Source organism: Chryseobacterium gotjawalense, from assembly GCF_030012525.1.
Taxonomy (GTDB): Bacteria; Bacteroidota; Bacteroidia; order Flavobacteriales; family Weeksellaceae; genus Kaistella; species Kaistella gotjawalense.
In genome coordinates, this window is the sequence record NZ_CP124855.1 from 723,973 (window position 1) to 746,450 (window position 22,478).

Annotated in this window: 20 protein-coding genes; 8 read left to right on the top strand and 12 right to left on the bottom strand. The window is 36.9% G+C overall.

The window, feature by feature from the left end; all coding sequences use genetic code 11:
• Window positions 1–181: 181 nt before the first annotated feature.
• Both rdgB and QGN23_RS03210 read right to left on the bottom strand, forming a co-directional pair.
• A complete protein-coding gene (gene rdgB, locus QGN23_RS03205) occupies window positions 182–754 on the bottom strand; it encodes an RdgB/HAM1 family non-canonical purine NTP pyrophosphatase (protein ID WP_282905593.1) in 573 nt (190 codons plus the stop codon).
• A 68-nt stretch (window positions 755–822) separates the two neighbouring features.
• The gene (locus QGN23_RS03210; protein WP_282905594.1) at window positions 823–1,656 is read right to left on the bottom strand and encodes a CPBP family intramembrane glutamic endopeptidase; all 834 of its coding nucleotides are present in this window, start codon (window positions 1,654–1,656) and stop codon (window positions 823–825) included.
• A 153-nt stretch (window positions 1,657–1,809) separates the two neighbouring features.
• On the opposite strand from QGN23_RS03210, the gene QGN23_RS03215 reads away from it, so the two are divergent.
• Both QGN23_RS03215 and QGN23_RS03220 read left to right on the top strand, forming a co-directional pair.
• Window positions 1,810–3,405 (top strand): peptide chain release factor 3, encoded by a 1,596-nt coding sequence (locus tag QGN23_RS03215; RefSeq protein ID WP_282905595.1) that lies wholly within the window; start codon window positions 1,810–1,812, stop codon window positions 3,403–3,405.
• Window positions 3,406–3,536: 131 nt separating this feature from the next.
• On the top strand, window positions 3,537–4,682 hold the full coding sequence (locus QGN23_RS03220) for a DUF4349 domain-containing protein (protein ID WP_282905596.1): 1,146 nt from the start codon (window positions 3,537–3,539) through the stop codon (window positions 4,680–4,682).
• Between the two features lie 140 nt (window positions 4,683–4,822).
• On the opposite strand, the gene QGN23_RS03225 is transcribed toward QGN23_RS03220, so the two are convergent.
• From QGN23_RS03225 to QGN23_RS03240, 4 genes are read right to left on the bottom strand one after another with little or no spacing between them, the layout of a single operon-like run.
• Window positions 4,823–5,893, bottom strand: coding sequence for a DUF2891 domain-containing protein (locus QGN23_RS03225; protein WP_282905597.1), 1,071 nt, complete (start codon window positions 5,891–5,893; stop codon window positions 4,823–4,825).
• A 24-nt stretch (window positions 5,894–5,917) separates the two neighbouring features.
• Window positions 5,918–6,160: a hypothetical protein gene (locus QGN23_RS03230; RefSeq protein WP_282905598.1), complete on the bottom strand. Its 243-nt coding sequence runs from the start codon at window positions 6,158–6,160 to the stop codon at window positions 5,918–5,920.
• Window positions 6,161–6,207: 47 nt separating this feature from the next.
• Window positions 6,208–6,570 carry a hypothetical protein gene (locus QGN23_RS03235; RefSeq protein ID WP_282905599.1) on the bottom strand — a complete coding sequence of 121 codons (363 nt, stop codon included), beginning with the start codon at window positions 6,568–6,570 and terminating at the stop codon, window positions 6,208–6,210.
• Between the two features lie 17 nt (window positions 6,571–6,587).
• Complete coding sequence (locus QGN23_RS03240) at window positions 6,588–7,733, bottom strand: acyl-CoA dehydrogenase (protein WP_282905600.1); 1,146 nt, start codon at window positions 7,731–7,733, stop codon at window positions 6,588–6,590.
• Window positions 7,734–7,904: 171 nt separating this feature from the next.
• On the opposite strand from QGN23_RS03240, the gene QGN23_RS03245 reads away from it, so the two are divergent.
• From QGN23_RS03245 to QGN23_RS03260, 4 genes are all read left to right on the top strand, one after another.
• Window positions 7,905–9,683 (top strand): AMP-dependent synthetase/ligase, encoded by a 1,779-nt coding sequence (locus QGN23_RS03245; RefSeq protein ID WP_282905601.1) that lies wholly within the window; start codon window positions 7,905–7,907, stop codon window positions 9,681–9,683.
• Window positions 9,684–10,083: 400 nt separating this feature from the next.
• Window positions 10,084–12,870, top strand: a complete 2,787-nt coding sequence (gene acnA / locus QGN23_RS03250; protein ID WP_282905602.1) for an aconitate hydratase AcnA — start codon at window positions 10,084–10,086, stop codon at window positions 12,868–12,870.
• Between the two features lie 186 nt (window positions 12,871–13,056).
• On the top strand, window positions 13,057–13,398 hold the full coding sequence (locus QGN23_RS03255) for a carboxymuconolactone decarboxylase family protein (protein WP_282905603.1): 342 nt from the start codon (window positions 13,057–13,059) through the stop codon (window positions 13,396–13,398).
• Window positions 13,399–13,501: 103 nt separating this feature from the next.
• Window positions 13,502–13,849 (top strand): hypothetical protein, encoded by a 348-nt coding sequence (locus tag QGN23_RS03260; RefSeq protein WP_282905604.1) that lies wholly within the window; start codon window positions 13,502–13,504, stop codon window positions 13,847–13,849.
• A gap of 307 nt (window positions 13,850–14,156) precedes the next feature.
• On the opposite strand, the gene QGN23_RS03265 is transcribed toward QGN23_RS03260, so the two are convergent.
• From QGN23_RS03265 to lpdA, 3 genes are all read right to left on the bottom strand, one after another.
• Window positions 14,157–14,990 (bottom strand): CvfB family protein, encoded by an 834-nt coding sequence (locus QGN23_RS03265; RefSeq protein ID WP_282905605.1) that lies wholly within the window; start codon window positions 14,988–14,990, stop codon window positions 14,157–14,159.
• A 99-nt stretch (window positions 14,991–15,089) separates the two neighbouring features.
• Window positions 15,090–15,287, bottom strand: a complete 198-nt coding sequence (locus QGN23_RS03270; protein WP_282905606.1) for a KOW motif-containing protein — start codon at window positions 15,285–15,287, stop codon at window positions 15,090–15,092.
• A 134-nt stretch (window positions 15,288–15,421) separates the two neighbouring features.
• Complete coding sequence (lpdA, locus tag QGN23_RS03275) at window positions 15,422–16,825, bottom strand: dihydrolipoyl dehydrogenase (RefSeq protein WP_282905607.1); 1,404 nt, start codon at window positions 16,823–16,825, stop codon at window positions 15,422–15,424.
• 661 nt (window positions 16,826–17,486) lie between these two features.
• On the opposite strand from lpdA, the gene QGN23_RS03280 reads away from it, so the two are divergent.
• Entirely contained in the window at window positions 17,487–18,116 is a 630-nt protein-coding gene (locus QGN23_RS03280; protein WP_282905608.1) for a c-type cytochrome, read from the top strand.
• Between the two features lie 145 nt (window positions 18,117–18,261).
• Here QGN23_RS03280 and QGN23_RS03285 read toward each other — a convergent pair whose 3' ends face one another.
• Together QGN23_RS03285 and QGN23_RS03290 are read right to left on the bottom strand one after the other, a co-directional pair.
• The gene (locus QGN23_RS03285; protein WP_282905609.1) at window positions 18,262–18,561 is read right to left on the bottom strand and encodes a helix-turn-helix domain-containing protein; all 300 of its coding nucleotides are present in this window, start codon (window positions 18,559–18,561) and stop codon (window positions 18,262–18,264) included.
• 2 nt (window positions 18,562–18,563) lie between these two features.
• Complete coding sequence (locus QGN23_RS03290; RefSeq protein ID WP_282905610.1) at window positions 18,564–18,902, bottom strand: type II toxin-antitoxin system RelE/ParE family toxin; 339 nt, start codon at window positions 18,900–18,902, stop codon at window positions 18,564–18,566.
• Between the two features lie 108 nt (window positions 18,903–19,010).
• Between QGN23_RS03290 and QGN23_RS03295 the strand changes: the two genes are divergently transcribed.
• Window positions 19,011–19,628, top strand: coding sequence for a hypothetical protein (locus QGN23_RS03295; protein WP_282905611.1), 618 nt, complete (start codon window positions 19,011–19,013; stop codon window positions 19,626–19,628).
• 153 nt (window positions 19,629–19,781) lie between these two features.
• Here QGN23_RS03295 and QGN23_RS03300 read toward each other — a convergent pair whose 3' ends face one another.
• Entirely contained in the window at window positions 19,782–22,334 is a 2,553-nt protein-coding gene (locus tag QGN23_RS03300) for an adenosylcobalamin-dependent ribonucleoside-diphosphate reductase (protein ID WP_282905612.1), read from the bottom strand.
• Window positions 22,335–22,478 lie beyond the last annotated feature (144 nt).

Genomic DNA, 22,478 nt, shown 5'->3' on the forward strand with positions numbered 1-22,478 from the left:
AAAATCAGGTAGCGGTTTTAGACTAAAATTTCAAACTGCAGAATCTTTGAGCTACGAATCCGCCAATATGTTGAAATTTGCGGGAAAATTTTTGAAAAGCGTTCCGTTCCAAAACATCATCAACTTTTGGTAAAAGTTGTAAAGCAGTTGTACGTATTCATGAATTCGTGGCTTGCCAAATTTATTTTATAAATTCTAAAAACTGCTCAATCGCTTTTTTACGGTGGCTGATTTTATTTTTATCTTCTGCTTTCATTTCCGCAAAAGTAATTTCGTAATTATCCGGAATAAAAATCGGGTCGTAACCAAACCCTTTTTCACCGCGGACTTCTTTGGTTAGATTGCCATAAACCCTGCCTTCAAAATAGTTTGTGCCGGTTTCGTCAACCAAACACATTACCGTTACGAAATACGCTTTTCGGTTTTTCTGGTCCTTCATTTCCTCTAAAACTTTCGCCATATTCTTCGCAAAATCATGATTTCCAGCGTATCGGGCAGAATAAATCCCTGGTCTTCCATCCAAGGATTCAACGACTAAACCAGAATCATCTCCCAAACTTGGTTTCCCTGTTTTGTTAAAACAATATTGAGCTTTAATTAAAGCATTGGCGTGAAAAGTATCTCCGTCTTCCACAATTTCGTCATGAATATCATAATCGGTGAGCGAAGTCACGGTGAAATTTTCACCTAATATCTGTTGAATTTCTTCTTTTTTGTGTGCGTTGTGCGTTGCGATAAGGATTTCCTTTTTCATAAATAATGGGTAATGAGCGATGAGTAATATTAAGACCTGATGATGAACTTTAAATTTTTTAAAGCCGATTAATTTTCGTTGTAATGAACACGGTATTTTTTGGTAAACAGAAAATAGAAAGTGGAAAAAAGTACGATTCCGACAGCCAAAATGAGCCATTCTGAAACTTTAAAAGTATCTGCGAAACTTTCTGTTTCATTATAAAAAATTAAAACCGAGGAGATTAAATTATTGAAAGCGTGCAAAAGAATCGGCAAAAGAAGTGATTTTGTTTTATCATAAACCAAACCTAAAACACATCCCAACAAAACCGCACCTACAAATTGCCAGGGATTCATATGAACCAATCCGAAAACTACGGCAGAAATAATGATTGCCATTTTGGGTTTCAATCCTTTATTAATGAGCCCTTTCTGTATTATTCCGCGGAAAATAATTTCTTCGAATATCGGTGCCATGATGACGGCAAGGATAATCAAGGTGGCTTTGTCATTGCTCATCTGATCCATTAATCTCGAAAAATATTTGTAATACTCACCGAAGAAAGGTCCTGTAGTTGGAATTTGCGAGGTTATAAATTCGGCAATAAACATCATTCCGAGCATCATCGGAAAAATCAAAAGATAGGTCACCAAATTAGTCCGTGAAAAATTGAAATTCAGTTTTTTTCCTGTGCTTGGCCGACATACAAAATAATCGAAGGCAAAAATCGCTGATAAAAATCCCGCTGCGTTGGTTAGTAATAAGTAATAATCCTGGTACTGCATATTGACATTAAAAACGAACATCGATATGACATTTAACATTGACATAAAGAAACTTCCTGCCAAAAAACCACCCACCAAAGCAAGAACTCCCCTACCATCAAAAATGAATTTTTTCCAAACCGGTTTTTCTTCCATGAATTTTTTATTTGGGCAAAGATAAATCTTTAAATAAAAACCTTTGAGGTTCCTCTGTTTATTTCTGTTCAAAAAATTCGAACGCCGTAAAAAGAATTTCCACATTTTCATTTTCGGTAAAAAAAAGCGATTTTTGCAGTCTCAAATTTAATTATGTCAGATCTACTCAAAGAAATAGGAAAAAGAAAAACCTTCGGAATTATCGCTCACCCCGATGCCGGAAAAACCACACTTACAGAAAAGCTCTTGCTTTTTGGAGGTGCAATTCAGGAAGCCGGCGCGGTAAAATCGAATAAAATTAAGAAAGGGGCAACTTCCGATTTCATGGAGATCGAAAGACAGAGAGGGATTTCCGTGGCAACTTCCGTCTTGGCATTTGAATACAAGGGTCACAAAATCAATATTTTAGACACGCCAGGTCACAAGGATTTCGCAGAAGATACCTACCGAACTTTAACGGCGGTGGATTCTGTAATCGTCGTTATCGACGTTGCAAAAGGAGTTGAGGAACAAACCGAAAAATTGGTTCAGGTTTGTAGAATGCGGAATATCCCGATGATTGTTTTCATTAATAAACTGGACCGTGAAGGAAAAGACGCTTTTGATTTATTGGATGAAGTGGAACAGAAATTGGGTTTAACCGTAGTTCCGCTTTCTTTGCCGATTGGTATGGGAGGGGATTTTCAGGGGATTTATAATATCTGGGAACATAATATTCAGTTATTTTTAGAAGAGAAAAAACAACGGGTTGGTGAAGCAATTAAGTTTGATGACATCAATGATTCAAAAATCGATGAGACGATTGGTGAAAAAGCCGCGGCGACTTTAAGGGAAGAATTAGAACTGATTCGGGAAGTTTATCCGGAATTTAACCGTGAAGATTATATGAACGGTGATTTACAACCGGTTTTCTTTGGATCAGCTTTAAATAATTTTGGAGTCCGCGAATTGTTGGATGCTTTTATCGAAATCGCACCAAATCCTCAACCAAAAGAAAGCGATACCAGAATCGTAAAACCGGAAGAAAAAGATTTCACCGGATTTATCTTTAAAATTCACGCCAATATGGATCCGAAACATCGTGACAGATTGGCTTTCGTGAAAATCGTTTCCGGTACTTTTAAAAGAAATGAAAATTATCTTTTGGTAAGAGAAAATAAAAAAATGAAATTTTCTTCTCCGAATGCGTTTTTCGCAGATAAAAAAGAAGTGGTTGACGAAAGTTTCCCGGGAGACATCGTGGGACTTCACGATACCGGAAATTTCAGAATTGGTGACACGTTGACCGGTGGTGAAAAAATGAGTTTCAAAGGAATTCCGAACTTTTCACCGGAACATTTCAGATACATTAATAATGATGATCCGTTAAAAGCGAAACAATTGGCCAAAGGAATCGACCAGCTGATGGACGAAGGTGTGGCTCAGCTGTTCACGCTGGACATGAATAACCGGAAAATCATCGGAACGGTTGGTGCGCTTCAGTATGAAGTTATTCAGTACCGTCTGGAACATGAATATGGTGCGAAATGTACGTATGAACCCCTTTCCATTCACAAAGCATGTTGGATTGAGGCCGATGAAAAATCAGAAGAATTCAAGGAATTTGCGCGTTTGAAACAGCGGTTTATGTGTAAGGATAAATACGGGCAACGCGTGTTTTTAGCCGATTCTTCTTTTACGATTCACATGACGCAGGAGAAATTCCCGAACGTGAAACTGCATTTTATCAGTGAATTTAAACAGGATTAATTTGTAAACTTCTTGTAAATTAATTTGCAAAATACAGATATACAGTCACTTTATTCATTGGAGTGACTTTTTCTATTTTTAAAGGAATGCTATTTGATTACCTTGCACCGATTAAAATTTTAAAAATCAAAATGAAAAAAATAGTTGCCAGCTTCATTCTTTTGTGTGCTTTAAGTTCTTGCAGCAAACAGGAATTTCAACAGACCACAGATTCATTTAAAAGAGCCGACAGTCTTTTTACAAAGGCCAACAAAGGTTTAAAAACCCTGGACTCCATTTCGAAAAGAGTTAATGATTCTGATGGAATTGCTAAAAAAGTTCTGATTCCACAAATTGAAAAACAGACCAAAAGAATCGACAGCACGCTGAAATCCGGCAGTTGGAAAATGGATTCTATCAATAAAAGTATTTCAGAAATTACCAAAAATGTAAAAGTTGGAACCGACGTTGCGAAAACTTTAGATTCTGCAAATAAAGCGCTTCAAAATGGTGAAAACGCAATCTCAGTTTTAAGCAAAACGGCTGATAAAATTCTGAAAAGAACCCAAACCCAAAAAGCTGCTCCGCCATCAAAAACTGAAAATCAAAATTCAGAAAACAACCAAAAAAACACGGTTGTAATTCCGCCAAGAGGAGATAAATATCCTTTGGTAAAAACGGCGATATTGGAAATTCAGGTGGATAATATTTCTGAGGCAAAATCAGTTTTAAAACAGAAAATCCGGGAAAGCAATGCCGATCTGATTTCTGAAAAATTCAGTCAAAAAGAAGGATTTGAACGGGAATATATTACGGCGAAAGTTCCGCTGTATAATTTCGATAATTTGGTTTCTAATCTATCCCATGAACTTGGACAACTGAAATCGAAATCTACAGAAAGTGAAGGAACCGATTATGTTTCCAGCCAGATGTGCAATATAGAAATTACTTTAGTTCAGAAAGAATTAACTGCATCAAATCAAATAGTTGAGAATATACCCAATGAAAATTCTGATTCATTTGGTTCAAAATCTTCTTCAGCATTTATGAGCGGTTTTAAAGTTCTTGGAGATCTGATGATTGCCATTCTACCCTTTTGGCCAGTCTTTATTATTGCCGGTTTAATTTTCTATTTTGTGAGGAGAAATAAGAAAAATAAAGAAGCAAAAATTATAGAAAACCAAACCAATTTTCCTGTACAAAAAACAGAAAGAACTACTCCACCGGAAACTGTAAAAAACAATAATAATACAGATTCTGATGAGCCGGATTACTCGAAATATTTACCGAAGAACTGATTTGGGTTACAGAAAATACCTGTGTGTTTTTAAACACAAATGACACGAATTTTAAATTACAGTTAAAACAGAAAGGACGAAGAAATCAAATCTATTTCTCCGTCCTTTAATTGTGAATGAATTTGAAATTAAAACTCAACCTATTCCTCGCTCAAAGCATAGACCGCAAAACTCGCTAACCAGTGATCGCCGCCATAATTTCCCTGGAAAAGCAGTGGCAAAGCGTTGGCTAAAAACAGATCTGATGTTGTTGCAAGCTGTTTTTTAAGCGGATGATTTTCGGGCAAATATTTCGAAATTCCTTTCATCGTCCAGGCTCTGGAGAATGAAAGTCCGACCAAATGAACGGTTTGGAAATCATTAATATCACTGATGACTGGGATTTCAGAAATATTGGCAATACTTTTTTTGTCGTAGAACCCATTGAACCATTTTACAAATTCTTTTTGTGGAAGAATTCTCCGCATCAAATCTGCAATTTCAAGACTTGGTGAAAAGAAATCACTTCCGTCAGGTTCAAGATACGCCGGCGTTTTATGGTCTTTTAAATAAAAGTATTTTGCTTTTTCCACCAGTTGATTTTCGAAAATCCTGTCGTTGGATGTTCTCGCCCAATCAAGTGCAAACGCCATAGCAAAGGCAGAATTGGGGTGAACTCCAGTTCGGTTCGGATAGGTTTGTTTGGGTAAATAAGTTTTCCAAAGTCTCAGAATTTCATCGGTCAGCGGTTTTAAATTCTGATGCCAAATCTTTGCTTGCGGATCATCCCAAGTCATGAGTTCTTCATCTAATTTCAGCAACCACGCCCAACCATATGTTCTTTCAAAGTTGGCAGAAATCTGATATTTTGTAAAATACGCGGCTTCTTCTTTAATTTTTTCCGGCTGAAAAGACGCTTCTAAAATTTCAATAATTTCTTTTTTATCCGACAAATTGGGTTTTGACTTTAATAAGCGAACCAACATCCAATGTCCATGAACAGAAGAATGCCAATCGAAACAGCCGTAAAAACTGGGATGCAATTCTGCAGGCGTTAGCGTTGCTTCCTTTTCATTATTAATGATATGAGCTGTTTTATTCGGATATTCCTGATTGATGCATTTCATTGGCTTTTCGGCCAGTTTCATCGCAATATCATCAGTAAATTTTGGCAGGTTTTGAGCGTTCAAACTGAAACTGAGCAACATTGCGATTGGAAAAAGTGTCTTCATTTTTTCTTTAATTAAATTGCTCTTTTAGAAATTCAGTTTTCCATTGGTCATTAAATAATAGAAAATTCCGGCTGCGATAAATAAAACCAAATAAACAATCACTAATATTTTCTGTTTTTTAAGGGCTGACAAGACCAACAAGCCCAGAATTCCGGTCACCAAAACGATTAATTTCTGTACAGGCTCCTGGATGAACATCGACCCGGCAATTAATGCCAGAGACAAAAAGTGAAAAATCCGTTCCTTCTTTAATATGTATTCTTTCATTTTCTAAAAATAAGAAATCCTTTCAGATTGCTGAAAGGATTTTCTTTTTATTTCATGTTGACCACTTTATCAACAATGTATTTCGTGTTTCCACGCCATGGGATTACACCGTTGTATTCTTTGTAATGCAAATCAAACTGCTTTCCGCTGTTTTCTTCCAGCTGTTTAAATACGGCTTCATTTTCGACAGAAAACTCGAATTCATAACTGGTTAAAGCACCGGTTTTACCGCGGCCGAAACCTTCCTGAATCAGTTTTCCTTCGTAGGTTTTAAAAATATAGCCTTTCTTATTCGCATAGTTTAGGTAACCGGATTTTACTCCTTCAGCGAAAACGAAAAAATATTTATACCACATAAAACTTCCTAAAACAAGCAAAACGGCAATTACAATAATCCAAATTTTTTTCATAGCGTGTATTTTTACGGTTAACTGTTTTTGGCGATGCTTCTCGAAATTACAATTCTTTGAATCTCAGAAGTTCCCTCATAAATCTGGGTGATTTTCGCATCGCGCATCATTCTTTCTACGTGATATTCTTTCACATAACCATAACCGCCGTGAATTTGAACAGCTTCTATGGTAGTATCCATCGCTACTTGTGATGAATATAATTTTGCCATTGCACCGATTTCAGAAATATCTTTTCCTTCATCTTTATCTACAGCTGCTTTGAAACACAACATTCTGGCTGCGGTAATCGACGTTGCCATATCGGCTAATTTAAAGGCAATTGCCTGGTGATTGATAATTTCAGTTTTAAATGCTTTTCTGGTTTTTGCATATTTCAAAGCCAGTTCATAAGCGCCTGAAGCGATTCCTAAAGCTTGAGAAGCGATTCCGATTCTTCCACCGTTTAAAACTGCCATTGCGAAATTGAATCCAAAACCGTCTTCACCGATTCTGTTTTCTTTCGGTACTTTTACATCTGTAAATAATAAAGAATGGGTATCACTTCCTCGGATTCCCAACTTATCTTCTTTCGGTCCGATTTCAAAACCTGGCCATCCTTTTTCTACGATAAAAGCGTTGATTCCTTTGTGTTTTTTTTCAGGATCGGTTTGTGCAATGACGATATAATAAGTTGCTGTACCACCGTTGGTAATCCAGTTTTTAGTACCGTTCAGGATATAATGATCACCTTTGTCCACCGCTGTTGTTTGCTGAGAAGTTGCATCTGAACCCGCTTCTGGCTCAGACAAGGCAAAAGCTCCGATCACTTCACCACTTGCAAGCGGTTTCAGGTATTTCATTTTCTGCTCCTCGTTGCAATATTTTTCTAATCCTGCGCACACCAATGAATTGTTAACGGACATTACTACCGCTGCGGACGCATCTACTTTTGCGATTTCTTCCATAGCCAGAACATAGGAAACGCTGTCCATTCCTGCGCCGCCGTATTTAGGATCCACCATCATTCCAAGTAATCCCAATTCTCCCATTTTCTTTACCTGTTCGTGCGGAAACTTCTGTGCGTTGTCTCTTTCTATAACTCCTGGTAAAAGCTCAGTTTGTGCAAAATCTCTTGCCGCCTGCTGAATCATCAACTGTTCTTCAGATAAATTAAAATTCATAAAGTTTAAAAATTGTTTGGTGGTAAAAATACAATATTTCTAAAACTTAAAAAATTAAATTAATACTTAGTTTCAATTAGGCATTGTGGGGTTAAATAAAAATGATATTTTTACATTAATTCAATATTATATTTAAATTAAATAATAGTATTCATCAAATAAAACTATCATATGTTAATAAAAAGAACTTTTGATTTCGCGCACAATGCGTTGGAAAAATATTCAAGAGAAGATATGTTCATTACCAAGTATAATGGTAAATGGGAAAAAACATCGACCAGGGAATTTATTGCTTTAGGGAATAAAGTTTCGCGGGGATTATTGAAACTGGGAATTAAACCCGGTGATAAAATCGCCCTTATTACCACGGCAACCAGAACAGAATGGGCAGTAATGGATTTAGGAATCTCTCAAATTGGAGCCGTATCTGTACCCGTTTACCCCAGTATTTCTCCGGATGATTACAATTTCATCTTTAATAATGCTGATGTAAAATACTGTTTTGTATCGGATGTCGAATTGTATGAGAAAGTGATGAAAATTAGAGACAATGTACCTACTTTGCAGGGAGTTTTTAGTTTTGATGAAATCAATGGTGCCCCAAACTGGCGGGAAATTATCGACTTGGGAAACGATGAAGCCACCCAAAGTGAAGTGGAAGATATTTCTAAATCTATCAATACCGAAGATTTGGCAACGATTATTTACACCTCAGGAACCACCGGAAAACCAAAAGGTGTAATGCTTTCCCATCTTAATATTGTATCGAATGTTTTGGGTTCTAATCCGAGAATCCCAAGAGTGAAAGGACTGGAATTCAGTGATATTAAAATTCTGAGTTTCCTTCCTATTTGTCACATTTTCGAACGGATGCTTTTCTATCTGTATCAATATAATGGCTATGCAATTTATTTCGCAGAAAGTATTGAGAAAATGGGCGATAACATCAAGGAAGTTCAACCGCACATTATGTCGGTAGTTCCGAGATTGATTGAAAAAGTGTATGATAAAATTTATGATAAAGGAACCAGTGCCGGCGGGTTAAAATCTCAAATATTCCTATGGGCATTAGGCGTAAATAAAGCGAAAGAAAAGCTAGGAAAACCCTCCGGATTAAAAGAAATCATCGCTGACAAACTGGTCTTTTCGAAATGGAGAGAAGGTTTGGGAGGCAACATCATCACGCTTGTTTCCGGATCAGCAGCTCTATCGGCACGACTGAATAAGATGTTTCAAAATGCCGGAATTCCCATTTTGGAAGGTTATGGTTTAACAGAAACTTCGCCGGTGATTTCGGTGAACAGTTTCGGGAAAATTAAAATAGGAACCGTGGGTCATCCTCTCGACAATGTACAGGTGAAAATTCAGGAAGATGGGGAGATTACCGTAAAAGGCCCGTCTGTTTTTAAAGGTTATTTTAAAAATGAGGAAATGACCAAAGAATCATTTACCGATGAGGGCTTCTTTAAAACAGGCGATATCGGTCATATTGATGAAGAAGGTTATCTGCATATAACCGACCGTAAAAAAGAAATGTTCAAAACTTCGGGTGGAAAATACATTGCCCCACAGGTGATTGAAAATTTAGCGAAAGCATCTAAATTCATTGAGCAAATTATGGTCGTTGGCGATGGAGAGAAAATGCCGTGTGCTTTTGTTCAGCCAGACTTCAATTTTATTAAAAACTGGGCAGAAAGAAAAGGATTGAATCTTGGAACGGCTCCTGCAGAAATGGTAAAAAGCCCAGAATTAATCGCCAGAATAGGAAAAGAAATCACTTACCTGAACACCAAATTAGGAAATTGGGAACAGATTAAAAAGTTCGAGCTCACCCCAGAAGTATGGTCTATCGAATTAGGACTGCTCACTCCTACTCTGAAACTGAAAAGAAAAGCAATCAAAGAAAGATACCTCAAACTGTATAACGAAATGTACGGACATCAGGAGTAATTTTGACAAGAAAAAGGAAAGCACGGTTTTAAACTGTGCTTTTTTTATATGTGTTGAGAGATGTTAACTTAAACTGGAAGCCTGTCACAATATTTAAAATCTTATTTTTTCAAATTATCTGAAGAAAAAGCGCATATCTCTGAAAGAGATAATATTACAACTTCTCGTTTTGCTCTCTTTTATTTCATAACTTTGAGAAAAGCAAAATACTTCTGAATGATAATTCAAAAATTTGATGTCAAAAAAACATTATTTGAAATTGAAAAGCTTTTTTTAAAGGCCTCAAAAGAATACTTTTACAGATCTCCGCTGTTATTGGGCAAAATAATTTTCATTAAAAAGATTTGCTATACATTCCAGGCTTCAAACTTTTATCGGTATCATTAAAAACATCAATATTATGGAAAAAGATATTTTTAAAGTAAAGAAAACCCTGCAAACCAAAGAAGGGAATTACACCTACTACAGCCTCACCGAGTTACAAAATAAAGGATATGATATCGAAAAATTACCTTTTTCAATTCGGATTCTTTTAGAAAATGCGATCCGCAATTACGATGGCTTTTCGGTCACCGAAGAAAATATTAAAACTTTATTAAACTGGACGCCAAAAGGAACAGATAAAGATATTCCGTTTAAACCGGCGCGCGTTCTAATGCAGGATTTCACAGGAGTTCCTGCGGTGGTAGATATTGCGGCGCTTCGGGCTGAAGTGGCACGGAAAGGTAAAAATCCGGATGCCATCAATCCACTTGTTCCTGTTGATCTGGTCATCGATCATTCGGTACAGGTCGATTTTTTCGGCACTGAAGAATCCTATTCGCGCAATATGGAGGAAGAATACAAGCGCAATAAAGAACGCTATCAATTTCTAAAATGGGCACAGAATTCTTTTGACAACTTTAGTGTTGTTCCACCGGGAATGGGAATTTGCCATCAAATTAATTTGGAATATCTCTCCAAAGGAGTCATCGAGAGAAATGGAGAAGTTTTTCCGGATACTTTAGTTGGAACCGACAGTCATACACCCATGGTTAACGGTATTGGTGTCGTCGCCTGGGGCGTTGGCGGTATCGAAGCAGAAGCAGCTATTCTTGGTCAGCCACTTTATTTTATAATGCCCGAAGTCATTGGTTTGAAATTAACAGGAAAACTTCCTTTGGGTTCTACAGCAACAGATTTGGTCTTAACGATTGCCAATCTGCTTCGGAAATTTGGAGTCGTTGGTAAGTTTGTAGAAGTTTTCGGTTCCGGTCTGGCGAATCTTTCTGTTCCAGACAGAGCCACGATCGGAAATATGTCTCCAGAATTTGGATGTACAATTACCTATTTTCCGGTTGATGATAAAACTCTGGAGTATATGCGCAAAAGCAACCGATCTGAAGCACAGATTTCATTGGTGGAAACTTACTGCAAAACCAATATGCTTTGGCGGGAAAATGAAGATAAAATAAACTATACTGATGTCGTAGAACTGGATCTCTCTACTATAGAACCTACCGTGGCAGGACCAAAGAGACCACAGGATAAAATTCTGTTAAAAGACTTTAAAAATAAATTTATTGATCTGCTCCACAGCTCTTTTAGCAGAACATATATCTCCCAGGAAAATCGTGAAATCGAAAAATCTATCACACGGTTTGACAATGAAGGTGGTGACTTGCTGATTCCGAAAGCCGAAATAACACCTTTAAATCACGAACTGGAAGCAAAAGAAAACAATGGCCTTCAAACAGTCTGGATCACGCGCGGTCAGGAAAAATTCATGCTTTCTGACGGTGCCGTTACGATAGCCGCCATTACTTCGTGTACCAATACTTCCAATCCTTTTGTAATGATAGGTGCTGGATTAGTCGCCCGAAAAGCTAGAGAACACGGCATTAACGTAAAACCCTGGGTGAAAACTTCGCTGGCTCCAGGCTCAAAAGTAGTGACTGATTATCTTGAAAAAGCAGATCTGATGAAGGATTTGGAAGCACTTGATTTTCACCTGGTCGGATATGGCTGCACGTCGTGCATTGGAAATTCAGGTCCACTGGCTCCCGAGATTTCAAAAGCGGTAGACGATTATAATCTAATCGTGACTTCGGTACTTTCAGGCAACAGAAATTTTGAAGCCAGGATTCATCCACAGGTGAAAATGAATTTTCTGATGTCGCCAATGTTGGTCGTCGCTTATGCGATTGCTGGCCGAGTTGACATTGATTTAACTACCGAACCTATCAGTTATGATTCTAATCAGGAACCTGTTTATCTTAAAGACATTTGGCCTACTGATGATGAAATCAATGAGATCTTAAACCGTGTATTATCGCCTTCTGATTTTGCAAAAAATTATGATGAGATTTTCGATGGCAATGAAATCTGGCGAAACCTGGAAGTTCCCACCGGAAAACTCTATGATTGGGATAAAGATTCCACCTATATTAAAGAAATTCCGTTCTTTCATGATATTTCAGTGCAGACAGAACCTTTGCAAGATATTCAAAATGCCAGAGTCCTTTTGGTATTGGGCGACAGTGTGACTACGGATCACATTTCTCCGGCCGGTGCATTCAGTGAGACTTCTGCGGCAGGCAAATACCTTTTAAGCAAAGGCGTAGAAAAAGAGAACTTTAATTCTTACGGATCCCGCCGTGGGAATGATGAAGTGATGGTACGCGGTACCTTTGCCAATGTGAGGATCAAAAATAAATTAGCACAGAAGGAAGGTGGTTTCACTACGTACTTACCCACTGGCGAAGAAATGTCGGTTTATGAAGCTTCAGTTAAATACAAAGAAGAGCAAACTCCTTTATTGGTTTTGGCAGGAAAGGAATACGGCAGCGGATCCTCTCGGGACTGGGCGGCGAAAGGCACTTTTCTGTTAGGAATAAAAGCAGTACTGGCAGAAAGTTACGAGCGCATTCACAGAAGCAATCTCGTGGGATTAGGCGTATTACCATTACAATATAAAGAAGGAGATACCGCCGAAAAACTTGGACTTACCGGCACAGAAATCTTTTCAGTCACAGGAATTGCAAATGACATCAAACCTTTAAAAGAAATTGAAATAACAGCTAAAACCGGAAATGGCACAGACATAAAATTTCAGGTAATCGCCCGTTTGGATTCTTTAATTGAGATTGAATATTACCGGAATGGCGGAATTTTACAATACGTCCTTCGGCAGTTTTTAGAGAAATAAAAACTAAAAAAAATGATACAAATTTGCAAAAGATCAAGGCGAAAAGATATTTTTCCGAAGTATAAAACAGTGAAATCTTTATTTTCTTCTATCTTTTAGCAATTTTTAATGTTACTAAAATAGAACTTTTGCGGTTTAAAAAAAATTTGACAATTACTTTACAATCTTAACCCAAAATAGCATCTCATGGAAAATCAAGATCTTTATCCTGTTACCACCAAAGAGTTGGCAGATAAAAAAGCGGCTTTAGCGCCAAAAAATGTAGAAGCTTGGCGCAACTTCAGTAAAACGGTATTTGAAGCAGGCGCTTTGGACCAAAAAACAAAACAATTAATTGCGGTTGCTGTAGCCCATGTAACGCAATGTCCGTACTGTATCCGGTCACATTCTAAGCAGGCAATGCGAAAAGGAGCCTCTAAGGAAGAAATAATGGAAGCGATTTGGGTCGCTGCAGAAATGCGCGCCGGAGCAGCGTATGAACATGCCACTATCGCCATGGATGAAATGGAGAAAACGAAAACACACTAATTCTGTCCCGAGGTTTTAAAAAAAAAATTTAATCATAACCTATTCAAAATTATATCCGTTTACAAACGGATATTTTCATATATTTGATTAACAAATGATTGATATGGAAAACTGTCTGGAATGTGGCGACACCGTTATCGGAAGAAGCGATAAAAAATTCTGCAACGACGGCTGCAGAAATGCCTACAATAATAAACACAACAAAGATTCGTCAAACCTGATGCGCAACATTAATAATAAATTGCGCAAAAACCACCGTGTTCTCTCCGAGCAGAAATTCATTGAAGGAAAAGCAAAAATGACACGTAATAAATTAATTTCTAAAGGTTTTGATTTCGAATATTTCACCAGTCTGAAAATCTATAAAAACGGCGCTGAATACCGATTCGTTTATGATATCGGATATAAGTTCTTAGAAGATGACTGGATATTGCTCGTGAGGAAAGAATAATTTATATTTGAGCATAATATAACATTAAAGTGAAAAACAGTTTTGGTGCGAAAATTCCACTCAGGTAAATGTAACACAGTCTGTTCTTCCGACCATTACTGAGTTCAGATTGTAAACATGATTTGACGGAACTTTTATTACCAATGGAAAATTATTGGTATATCATCAAAGTTTCTGACGGTCGATTAAATGGCTGGGTATTAGTTAAAAATAGAAATTAAAACAGAAGATTCTTCTGAAGATTCCACAAAACAAAAAAGAGCAGAAATTTCTGCTCTTTTTTTATCTTTAAAAGTGACTGTTTAATTTAGTCCTCCTTAATCAATCGAATTTTATCTTCTAAAATTTCAATCTTCTTATCACGGTACAAACCGCCAATCGCTTTCTTGAAATTCTTCTTGCTCATTTGCAACTCGTCCTTAATTTCTTCCGGAGTAGATTTATCGGACAGGTAAATTAACCCATAATTCAGGTCCAGTTTATCAAGGATCATTTTCTGAAATTCATCAATGTTTTCATAACCTTCCGGTTGTAGAGAAACATCTATTTTACCGTCTTCACGAATGGTTTTGATGTAACCTACTTCTTCAGATAAAGGGAAAAGTCTTTTATAAACATCAGACGTATAAATCAAGCCGACATATTCTTTATTAATAATGACATTCCAACCCAGTTCACTTTCTCCAGCAATGATCAGATTCACTTTTTCACCTCGTTGAAAAGGCAAATTTTCGTAATGTGGATTCTTTTTATATCTGGTGGTTCCGGTAATTAAACCTAAAACGTCATCAATATAAACCTGAACCAAATAGCGCTTTCCTTCCAAGATTTTTGCCCGCTGCTGTTTGTACGGAACGAATAAATCCTTGATAATTCCCCAATCCATAAAAGCACCGGCTGGCAAACTTTGTACGCAAGTCATCACGGCAAACTCTCCTACTTCGGCATTGGCTTTTTCGGTGGTTGCTTTTAATTTATCATCGTCTTGATACACAAAAACTTCCATTTCGTCGCCAACTTCAGCATCTTCAGAGGCGAAAATTTTTGGCAGAAAAGCTCTTGCTCCCTCTTCATCTTCCAGAAATAATCCTGAATAATTTTTCTCTGCGATTTTTAATAATTGAGTTTTTCCGATGTTCATAATGAAGGGTAACTAAAAGTAAATATTTATAAGGTGCAAAGATAAGGTATTTTGAAGGTTTACAAATTAAATGATACTCAATTTCTAAAACATTCAAATTTAATTTTCAGAAGAAACTACGGAGACATTTTTTGCCAACGTTTTGAAACGGACGCCATTTTCCTGAAAAACGGTGATCGTTCGATGTCCTGTTTTACTGAGATGTAAATCCTGAACTGTTCCGAATTTTCCTTTGTGCGTTCCGCCGATCACGAGGCAAAAATCACCATTTTTTAATTGTTTTTTCTCGTCGTCCATTTTTTTTAAACTTTCATTAAAAATACTAAAAAAAGAGAAGCCGAGACTTCTCTTTAATATTATAAGTTAATCCAAACCGCCGGAAATATTTTTACGTTATTAATCCTTGGCTCTTTTTACTTTTTCCTTGGCTCTTAAAAATGAATCGCTCTTTTTCCAGTCGCATCTAAAGCCGCTTCTTTCATTGCTTCTGCATACGTTGGGTGGGCGTGCGACATTCTCGAAATATCTTCTGCACTTGCACGGTATTCCATAGCTACAACCGCTTCTGCGATTAAATCTGCAGCTCTGGCTCCGATCATGTGAACTCCAAGAATCTCATCGGTTTTTTCGTCGGCGATCACTTTAATGAAACCATCAATATCACCTGAAGCACGGCTTCTTCCCAAAGCACGCATCGGGAAATTACCGATTTTAATGGCCACGCCTTCTGCTTTCAATTGTTCTTCGGTTTTACCTACAGCAGCAACTTCCGGCCAGGTATAAACCACTCCCGGAATTAAATTATAATTAATGTGCGGTTTTTGTCCGGCGATCAATTCAGCCACCAAAGTTCCTTCTTCAGAAGCTTTGTGTGCCAACATCGCCCCTTGAACAACATCACCGATTGCGTAGATATTCGAAACATTGGTTTGTAAATGCTCATTCACCTTTACCTTTCCTCTTTCGTCCAAATCAACACCAGCTTTTTCAACAGCAAGTCCTTCGGTGTAAGGTTTTCTACCAACTGCAACCAAAACATAATCGCCTTCAAAAACGACTTCTTCGCCTTTTTTATCTTTAGCAGTTACTTTTACTGAATCGCCGTTTCTTTCTACAGATTGAACTCCGGTAGAAAGGTTGAATTTCATTCCTTGTTTTCTCAAAACTTTATTCAATTCTTTGGATAAAGCGCCGTCCATGGTAGGAATAATTTTATCCATAAATTCCACAACAGTAACTTCAGAACCTAATCTTTTATAAACAGAACCTAATTCTAAACCGATCACACCACCGCCAATCACGATCAAGTGTTTCGGAATTTCTTTCAGTTCCAACGCTTCGGTAGAAGTAATAATTCTTTCTTTATCTAAAGTAATAAAAGGCAAAGTGCTCGGTTTAGAACCCGTCGCAATAATGGTATATTTAGAATCCAACATTTCTGTAGAACCATCGTTTTTCGTCACTTTAATTTGAGTAGCAGATTCGAAACTTCCAACGCCTTCGAAAACAGTGATCTTGTTTTTATCCATCAAAAACTGAATTCCTTTGGTCGTTTGTTCCACCACTTCATTCTTACGGGCTACCATTCTAGTGATGTCTGCCACAGGATCATTGATGATAATTCCGTGATTTGCGAAATTATGTTTTGCGTTTTCGAAATGTTCAGAACTGTCCAAAAGCGCTTTCGAAGGAATACAACCCACGTTCAGGCAAGTTCCGCCCATCGTAGGATATTTCTCGATAATTGCTGTTTTGAAACCCAATTGCGCGCAACGGATTGCAGCAACATAACCACCAGGACCGGAACCGATTACGGTAACATCGAATTGACTCATATTTATCTTTTTATGATTTAATTAAAAGTAAAGGCAAATTTACGATTTCTAACACAAAGACACAAAGATTTTCCATGAAGTTCGCAAAGCTGATTTCGTGTTCTTTACGATTCTTTTTTTCGTCGTTGTGCTTAAATGTTTTACAGAAAAGTAAAACCGATTTTCCGGTTCAATCCCACTTCAAAAAGACGAAATAAATAAGAGAGTTGTACTATTTCCTTTGCCGTTTTCAACTTTTGAAATATAACTTTTTTCGTGCCTGTTTTCTCTGCAAGTTCTTCCTGAGTCATGTTAGCTCTTTTCCAACTTGTTTTAATATTTCGCTGATAATATACGTTTGCACATTTTTTTCATCTTCGACAATCCCTCTACCATACAAGATTTGTGATTTTTCAGCCAACGCTTGCGCAAAACCTCACTACATTTATGGAGTTATTCATTTTAAATTCTTAAATTTGAAATACGCAACAAATTGATTTACAATACAATCATTAAATTTAATCAGATATTTTTAAAGTAAAAAAAGGAACAGACAAACTGGATATGCTACCCTATTACAGTTTAATGTTTCATAACTAAGAAATAACCAATAGAAATGAAATAAATGTGGAGACCAGAAACCACTTAAAAAAACGGGGCAAATTCCGAAAAGCCAAATGATTTGGAAACAACAACACAAAAACAAAATGACATGAAAAAAAACAATTTTACAGCTTGGGCATTAATCGTAGCAGGCTTTGCACTTTTTTATAATGCATCATGCTCAAAAGCTAAACAAGATTCAAGTGAAGAGAATGCTAAGGTCACTATTAAACCTGAAGATGTTGTGAAACGGGGCAAATATCTCGTGACAACTATGGCATGCAATGATTGTCATTCCCCCAAAAAAATGGGTGCAAACGGTCCCGAAATTATCCCGGAATTAATGTTATCGGGGTTTCCTTCTGACCGCCCAATTGTGAAATTTGTAGACCCTATGATTAAACAGGGATTTGGGATTTTCTATCCTGACCTTACGGCTGCTGCAGGACCATGGGGAGTTTCTTTCGCCGGAAACCTTACTCCTGACGAAACGGGTATCGGAAACTGGACAGAAGAACAATTCAAAAAGGCAATCACTGAAGGGAAGTTTAAAGGAGTGGACGGCGAGCGGATGCTTTTACCACCGATGCCATGGACGAATTATACCATTTTGACAAATGAGGATATTCATGCAATTTTTATGTACTTAAAAAATATTAAACCAGTTAGAAACGTAGTACCTCCACCAATATCGCCAGACAAAATGTAATGTAGCTTCATTGGTGTTAAATGACAAAAAAGACGCAAAAATTGCGTCTTTTTATTTTTATAGAGTTTTGCCACACTTACTATTGCACAGTTCCTGGAGGTAAGACAACCTTCCTGTTAATAACTTGGGTGGAACAACAGTTATTTCACAAAAAAGTCAAACCAATTCGTCTATTCAATCCCACTTCAAAAAGTCGAAATAAGGTAGAGAGTTGTATATTTCCTTTGCCATTTTCAATTTTCGAAATGTAACTTTTTTTCGTGCCTGTTTTTTCTGCAAGTTGTTCCTGGGTCATATTTGCCTCTTTACGTGCTTGCTTCAACATCTCGCTGATAATAAACATTTGAGCGTTTTCTTCATACTCCACTCTGCTTTCAGTTCCAAGTTCTCCGTGTTCTAAATCGATGAGTTGGTCAAAAGTTTTGATGTCTTTATATTGATCCATTATTAATCTTTTTTATTCTTAAAATATTCATTTTTCAATCTTACCGCTTTGTTCAGTTCTTTCTGTGGAGTTTTCTGTGATTTCTTTTGAAACGCATTGAACAGAATGACTAAATTTCCTTTATCAAAACAACAGAATATCCTGTAAATATTAGACTGATATTCAATTCTGATTTCATAAATCCCATCTGTTCCAGACAAATGTTTCAAAAATTTTTCAGGAACTCTCTCGACCTGCTTAATGAGTTCGAGGACATTTTTAATTTTAGATTTTACCTTTTCATCCTGAACTATATAAAAGTCCAAAAAGTGATTTTGGTAAAATTCAATTCGCCTGCTCATTACACAAAGTTAATTCAAAAGATAACTTTGTGCAAGTTATATTTGAAGTTATTCGTATATTTACTTTTCTATGTACGTTAAACTAATCTCAAAATCAAGAAACGCTGAATGAATAAACTTCTACTTCTCTCCATTTTATTTATAATTCTAAGTTGTAAAAAAACTACAGAAGTAAAAAATGACGAAAATATTTTAGTGAATAAAAACTATTTTAGCGTTTCTGAAAATGATCGAAAAATTCGCAGACATACGAATTATGAGGTAAAAGATACTGTAGAAATGCCAGAAGCTATTTACTCAGACAAAAGATTGAATGAAGATTATGCACTTGGAGGAATTCATTTCTTAATTGAGAATAATGAGAAATCTTATTACGTGATTAATTATCTGGAACCATTTGTAAGTATGTGTGGAACTATGGATCGAATGACAAAACAAGATTCTATAAATGCAGTAAATAGAAATATCAAAATAATTCAAATAGCAAAGCCGATTTCAACTTCAACAATTGAAAAAATTCTTTATGAAAATCGGGAGAAAATTGTTAATATTAATTCACGAATGCCTTTACAAATTTCATTTGCTTTAAAAGATGATACTTTGAAAGGTCAAACAATGTACAATATCATTCAGTTTATGGAAGATAGTAAAATGTATATTTATACGATAAGACGAATGAATAAGGATGAGATTAGTTTTACTAAAATGAATCCTGTAAAAAGATAGTGATCCTACGGACCGCAACGTTCTTATTATTCATATTTGCCACAGATATATCGTTCCTACGGAGCGAACCACCACGTTTTAATCCGTCGGGGAAGGAAAATAAAAAAGGCTGTTTCAAAAATGAGACAACCCTTTATTATTTTGGAATGTAGATTACCCACACTTGCTATTCCCACAGTTTTTACAAGTCAAACAACCTTCCTGATAAACCACCTGGTCAGAACCACAGTTAGAACATCTTCCGCCGGCTTCGGTACCATCAGCGATATAGCGTTTCAAAGCACGGGCGACACCGGCTTTCCAATTGTTGATGGACTCAGAATCGAGTTCGAGACGGTTGATTAATTCCACCGCATTTTCAATCGGCATTCCGTGGCGTAATGTTCCGGAAATCAATTTCGCATAATTCCAGAATTCGGGTTTGAATTTATGAGAAAGTCCTTCAATCGTGGTTTTATAACCACGGAGATTTTTGAACTGAAAATCATAGCGCGATTTTCCGTTTTCGTCCTGGTTTTTAATAATCACTCCTTCATTCACCCACCGTGGAAGCATAATTCCTTCTTCATCGTCTGCCAAACCGGTGAAAATCTCATAAGGTTTGCCTTCAATTAAACCAACAAAAGCAATCCATTTCTCTTTATTATTTTGAAAACGGACGACATCTGCCTGTAAAACATGCGGCCTTTTGGTAGGAAAAACAGAAGTGATCATTTCGGTTTTGTCCTCTTTTTTATCATCCGCCGAAATGAGAACACCGGAACGGGAACCGTCCCGATAGACTGTAACTCCTTTGCAGCCTACTTCCCAAGCTTTGATATACAGTTGATTCACCAGTTCTTCGGTCGCATCATTCGGAATATTAATCGTTACCGAAATCGAATGATCTACCCATTTCTGAATCGAGCCCTGCATTTCTACTTTGCTCAACCAATCCACATCATTCGAAGTAGCTTTGTAATAAGGCGATTTTTCAATGATTTTATTCAATTCATCTTGAGAATAATTTCTTTCGGTGTCGATCCCCTGAACTTCCATCCATTCTTTGAACCGGTGGTGGAAAACCAAATATTCTTCCCACGAATCGCCGACTTCATCCACAAAATCTACGCGGATATCCTGATCATTTGGATTTACTTTTCTACGTCTTTTATACACTGGAAGAAAAACCGGTTCAATCCCCGAAGTGGTTTGTGACATCAGCGAAGTGCTTCCTGTGGGTGCAATTGTAAGCAAAGCAATATTTCTTCTGCCATATTTCACCAAATCTTCATATAATTTTGGATCAGCTTCTTTTAACCTTAAAATAAATGGATTTTTTTCTTCTCTTTTGGCATCATAAATTGCAAAAGCTCCTCTTTCTTTCGCCATTTCCACCGATGAACGGTAAGCAGCCGAAGCCAAAGTTTTGTGAACCAAAGTCGAAAATTCATTTCCTTCTTTGCTTCCATATTGAATATTTAAAGCAGCGAGCATATCGCCTTCTGCAGTAATCCCGACTCCTGTTCTTCTTCCTTCCATGGTTTTCTGACGGATTTTTAACCAAAGATGTTTCTCGGTGAATTTAATTTCTTCACTCTCCGGATCGGCTTCAATTTTCGCCAAAATCGTATCGATTTTTTCAATTTCCAGATCGATAATATCATCCATCATTCTTTGCGCGTAACCAACATGCTCCTTAAATAAATCAAAATTAAATTTCGCGTTTTTCGTAAACGGATTTTCAACGTAAGAGAAAAGATTCACTGCCAACAGTCGGCAAGAATCATAAGGACACAAAGGAATCTCGCCACACGGATTCGTGGAAACGGTTTCGTAACCGAGGTCAGAATAACAATCCGGCAAAGATTCTTTAATAATCGTATCCCAAAAAAGGATTCCCGGTTCTGCCGATTTCCAGGCGTTATGAATAATTTTATCCCAAAGATCGGTCGCTTTAATTTCCTTTTGAAATTTAGGATTTGAACTGTGAATTGGATATTTTTGAATGTAATTTTCTTTATTAACAACTGCTTTCATAAAATCATCATCGATTCTCACCGAAATATTGGCACCCGTAATTTTTCCCTGCTCCAGTTTGGCATTCACGAAATCCTCAGAATCCGGATGATTGATAGAAACCGAAAGCATCAATGCTCCTCTTCTGCCATCCTGGGCCACTTCCCGCGTAGAGTTAGAATATCTTTCCATAAATGGCACCAAACCTGTTGAAGTCAAAGCAGAATTTTTTACAGGAGAACCTTTCGGGCGAATATTTGATAAATCGTGACCAACTCCACCGCGGCGTTTCATCAATTGAACCTGCTCTTCATCAATTTTCATAATGCTTCCGTAAGAATCACTTTGCGTTCCGCTGCCGATGACAAAACAATTTGAAAGCGACGCAATCTGAAAATTATTCCCAATTCCCGTCATCGGACTTCCCTGCGGAATAATATATTTGAATTTTTTAATGAGGTCAAAGACTTTTTCTTCAGAAAGTGGATTTGGATATTTCGCTTCGACTCTTGCTATTTCAGAGGCAATCCGATGATGCATATCATCTGGATTTTGTTCGTAAATATTACTGTCTGAATCTTTCAGCGCATATTTGCTTACCCAAACTTTAGCTGCCAGATCATCACCGTCAAAATATTTTAAAGAAGATTGATAGGCTTCATCGTAGGTATAAATTTTTGATTTTTTTGCTAAAACTGCTGCTTCCATAATTTTCGTTTTTAATGAAATAAATATACAACAGTATCTTTTAATAAAAAAAAGTTTACAAATAATTTAATTTAAAAATTTGATAATCAAAACAATAAATATTTTAAAATGTTAAAAAGTTTACAAATTTTGATAATTCGCATA